Origin of the sequence: Nocardioides sp. CPCC 206348 (assembly GCF_048654705.1) — a bacterium.
Taxonomy (GTDB): domain Bacteria; phylum Actinomycetota; class Actinomycetes; order Propionibacteriales; family Nocardioidaceae; genus Nocardioides.
This window is the reverse complement of sequence record NZ_JBMCZA010000185.1, coordinates 1-3,239: the sequence shown is the minus strand read 5'-3', so window position 1 is coordinate 3,239 and position 3,239 is coordinate 1. Positions and strand designations below refer to the sequence as shown.

The 3,239-nt window shown below is 68.9% G+C and carries 3 protein-coding genes and 8 tRNA genes; all 11 read right to left on the bottom strand.

The features are described 5' to 3' along the window. A partial coding sequence (locus ACOADB_RS15150) for an alpha-hydroxy-acid oxidizing protein (RefSeq protein ID WP_378600174.1) occupies positions 1 to 1,018 on the bottom strand: 1,018 nt, incomplete at its 3' end. A gap of 69 nt (positions 1,019 to 1,087) precedes the next feature. Then, positions 1,088 to 1,164, bottom strand: a tRNA-His gene (locus tag ACOADB_RS15145). 2 nt (positions 1,165 to 1,166) lie between these two features. Then, positions 1,167 to 1,238: transfer RNA gene (locus ACOADB_RS15140), tRNA-Arg, on the bottom strand. A gap of 30 nt (positions 1,239 to 1,268) precedes the next feature. Further along, positions 1,269 to 1,631 (bottom strand): WhiB family transcriptional regulator, encoded by a 363-nt coding sequence (locus ACOADB_RS15135; protein ID WP_378600172.1) that lies wholly within the window; start codon positions 1,629 to 1,631, stop codon positions 1,269 to 1,271. Positions 1,632 to 1,704: 73 nt separating this feature from the next. Further along, positions 1,705 to 1,777: transfer RNA gene (locus ACOADB_RS15130), tRNA-Lys, on the bottom strand. 92 nt (positions 1,778 to 1,869) lie between these two features. After that, positions 1,870 to 1,942: transfer RNA gene (locus ACOADB_RS15125), tRNA-Asn, on the bottom strand. 21 nt (positions 1,943 to 1,963) lie between these two features. After that, positions 1,964 to 2,035: transfer RNA gene (locus ACOADB_RS15120), tRNA-Pro, on the bottom strand. Positions 2,036 to 2,039: 4 nt separating this feature from the next. After that, positions 2,040 to 2,121 (bottom strand) — tRNA-Leu (locus ACOADB_RS15115). A gap of 1 nt (position 2,122) precedes the next feature. Beyond that, positions 2,123 to 2,209: transfer RNA gene (locus ACOADB_RS15110), tRNA-Leu, on the bottom strand. 15 nt (positions 2,210 to 2,224) lie between these two features. After that, positions 2,225 to 2,295: transfer RNA gene (locus ACOADB_RS15105), tRNA-Glu, on the bottom strand. 722 nt (positions 2,296 to 3,017) lie between these two features. Next, positions 3,018 to 3,239, bottom strand: a 222-nt coding sequence (locus ACOADB_RS15100; protein WP_378600169.1) for an acyl-CoA dehydrogenase family protein, incomplete at its 5' end; no start/stop codon positions are given.

The following is a 3,239-nucleotide window of genomic DNA, read 5'->3' as shown; positions in this document are numbered from 1 at the left end:
AGGGGCGGCCGACTGCGACCGCGGTGGCACCCAGGGCGAGCGCCTTGACGACGTCGACTCCGGTGCGCACGCCGGAGTCGAAGATGACCGGCATCCCCTCGGCGGCGTCGACGACGGCCGGAAGGAAGTCGAGCGCGGGTGCGCTGGCGGCCTGGCGACCGCCGTGGTTCGAGCAGTAGATGCCGTCGACACCGGCATCCCGCGCCCGTCGTACGTCGTCGGGGTGGCAGATGCCCTTGAGCAGCAGCGGCAGGTCGGTCAGCCCGCGCAGCCACGCCAGGTCGTCCCAGGACAGGGCCGGGTTGCCGAATGTCAGGGCCCACGCGAAGGTCGCGGCTGCCGGGTCCTCCTCGGGCGACTTCTCCAGGCGACTGCGGAAGACGGGGTCGGAGAAGTAGTTGGCCAGGCAGAGTCCCTGCAGTTGCGGCATGGCAGCGTGCTGCAGGTCGCGAGGACGCCACCCGAGGGTCCACGTGTCGAGGGTGACGACGATCCCCGCGTAGCCGGCCGCCTCGGCCCGTCGTACGAAGCTCTCCGCGAGCTCGCGGTCGTTGGGCGTGTAGAGCTGGTAGAAACCGGGGGTCTCGCCGAGGGCAGCGGCGACGTCCTCCATCGGGTCCTGGGTGAGGGTCGAGGCGATCATCGGTACGCCGGTCGCGGCCGCCGCCTTCGCCACCTCGAGGTCACCGTGCTGGTCCTCGTGCATGATCCCCACGACGCCGATCGGCGCCATCAGCAGGGGAGTCGGGTACTGCCGCCCGAACAGCTCGACCGACAGGTCCCGCTCGGCGGCACCGGACAGCATCCGGGGTACGACGCCCCACCGCTCGAAGGCCGTGACGTTGCCCCGCTGTGTGCCCTCGTCGCCCGCCCCGCCGGCGACGTAGTCGTAGAGCACCGGGTCGAGCAGCTCCTTCGCCTGTGCCTCGAGCGCGGCGAAGGTCACCGGGTACGGCGGCTTCTGGCCGCTCAGCCCGGTGAGGTAGATGCCCATGTTGAAGTCGGAGAAGTTCGGCATGGCGCGAGCATGCCAGATCCGTCCCGGTGGTTGAGGTGCGAGCGAAGCGAGCCTCGAAACCCCTTCGGTTGGGGTGACTGCGGGGAGTCGAACCCCGACCTCCTGGGCCACATCCAGGTGTGCAGATACCGCTACACCACAGTCACAGTGCCCCCTCCAGGAATCGAACCTGGATCCTCGCCTTCGTAGGGCGATGTCGTCTCCGTTGGACCAAGGAGGCTGGTTGCCCCTGTGACGCCGGGGCTCGCGTTCATGCGACGGCGGCCTTCCTCGGCCGACCGCGGCGCCGGACGGTCTCGATCTGCTTGCCGCCCTCGAGGAGGACGCCACCCCAGACACCCCACTCGCCACGGCTGGTGCCGAGGGCGAGGCAGAGGGTCCGGACACCGCACGGGTTGCAGATCTCGAGCGCGGCAGCAAGGGTCTCGTCGTCGCAGGGATCGAAGATCTCCGGATCCTCGTGCCCCTCGCACCGCCACGCGATGCCCGGCGACCGCGGCGTCGGGTGGGTGAAGGCGATGGTCACGCCCTTGGTGTTGAGGTCGCCCCGCTCGTCCGCGGAGTACGACGCCGGGGTGGTGGCCGTGTGCGGCCACCCGTTCTTCGTCTCCACGCCGGTCACCTCCTTGGGCTTGTCGGGGCATGGTCATTGGCTGGTTGCCGGGCTGGTCATGGGGCTGGATCGGTACACCGTCTCGGACTCGAACCGAGGACCTTCGACTTAAGAGGACGCCGCTCTACCAACTGAGCTAACGGTGCGTAGCGGGGCCACGAGTCGAACGTGGGCCGACGGGCTTATGAGACCCATGGCGTCTCCCGACACCCGCTTGGTCCCGCCGGGGCGGGAGTTGCTGCTCGACCAGGGCTCGAACCTGGGACCTCCCGGGTAACAACCGGGCGCTCTGCCAACTGAGCTATCGAGCATCGTGCTCCAGGAGCACGTCGTCGGATTGGCGGGACTCGAACCCGCGATTCCCTGCACCCGAAGCAGGTGGGATGCCGCTTCCCTACAACCCGTGGGTGCCCGCCCCGGGATTCGAACCCGGACGCCCTGGGGACACGGCGTCCTGAACGCCGCGCGTCTACCGTTCCGCCAGGCGGGCGTGGTGCTCACCGGGGGAGTCGAACCCCCACGTCCCGAAGGACACGCGGCCCTCAACCGCGACCGTCTACCAGTTCCGGCAGGTGAGCAGGTGGTGCTTCTCGTACCCCCACCGGGAGTCGAACCCGGACGAACGGACTGAGAATCCGGCAGGCTGCCGCTACCTCATGGGGGCGCAAGCGGAAGGCGGAGGAGTCGAACCTCATGGCTCGCACCACGACCCAGGTAGCAACCGGGCGCCGGGCCGCCCCGGCATCACCTTCCAGAATGTGCTGTCCACTGTTCAGTTGGTCCCGCTTCCGGCGAATGCCGGATCCGGGTGGGGAGAGGTCGCCCACGGCCGTATGACCGTTAGCCCGGTGCCGCCTGCTTCCCGGCCTCTCGGCCAGGTCGCGGGTCCGGTGCCCGTGGGACCTTCCACCTTGGTGTTGGAGTTGTTTGTCGAGCTGCCCGCACATGCAGAAGGGCCGCCCCGATGAGGCCTGTCCCAGGTCGGTGGTGACCTGTGGACGTTCGCCTCGCTGGAGCGGCCCGGTGTTCCCGGTGCGTGAGGGCACCTAGAGGGGCGGCTCCAGCTGGCCCAGCAGCTGATTGCGCTTGGCCATGTTCGAGGGCTCATAGCCTTCGAGGGGTCGCCGGAGGAGGGCAGCGTCGAGCGCACAGGTCGCATTGCGACTCGTGGCGACCGGGAGATGGTGGATGCCCACAGCCCTGCCCTTCCTGCTCGTCCTCGATCGACCGGCCGGGTGGCTCGGTCGTGCCCAAGGTTAGGGGCGGCCCGCCGTACCGGCCTAACGATTTACGCGAGTTGGGGTTTGTCACGCGCGAGTTGGGGTTTGTCGACGTACGTCGGCGGTGACAAACCCCAACTCGGCGGTGACAAACCCCAACTCGGCGTCAGAAGGCGCTGATGCCCGTGAGGGACCGCCCGATCAGCAGCTTCTGGATCTGGCTGGTGCCTTCGTAGAGGGTCGTCACGCGGGCATCGCGCAAGGCCTTGCCGACGGGGAACTCGTCGACGTACCCGTAGCCGCCGAAGACCTGGACCGCCTGGTTGGCCGCGCGGACCGAGGCCTCGGAGGCGAACAGCTTGGCCATCGACGCGGCCGTCCCGAACGG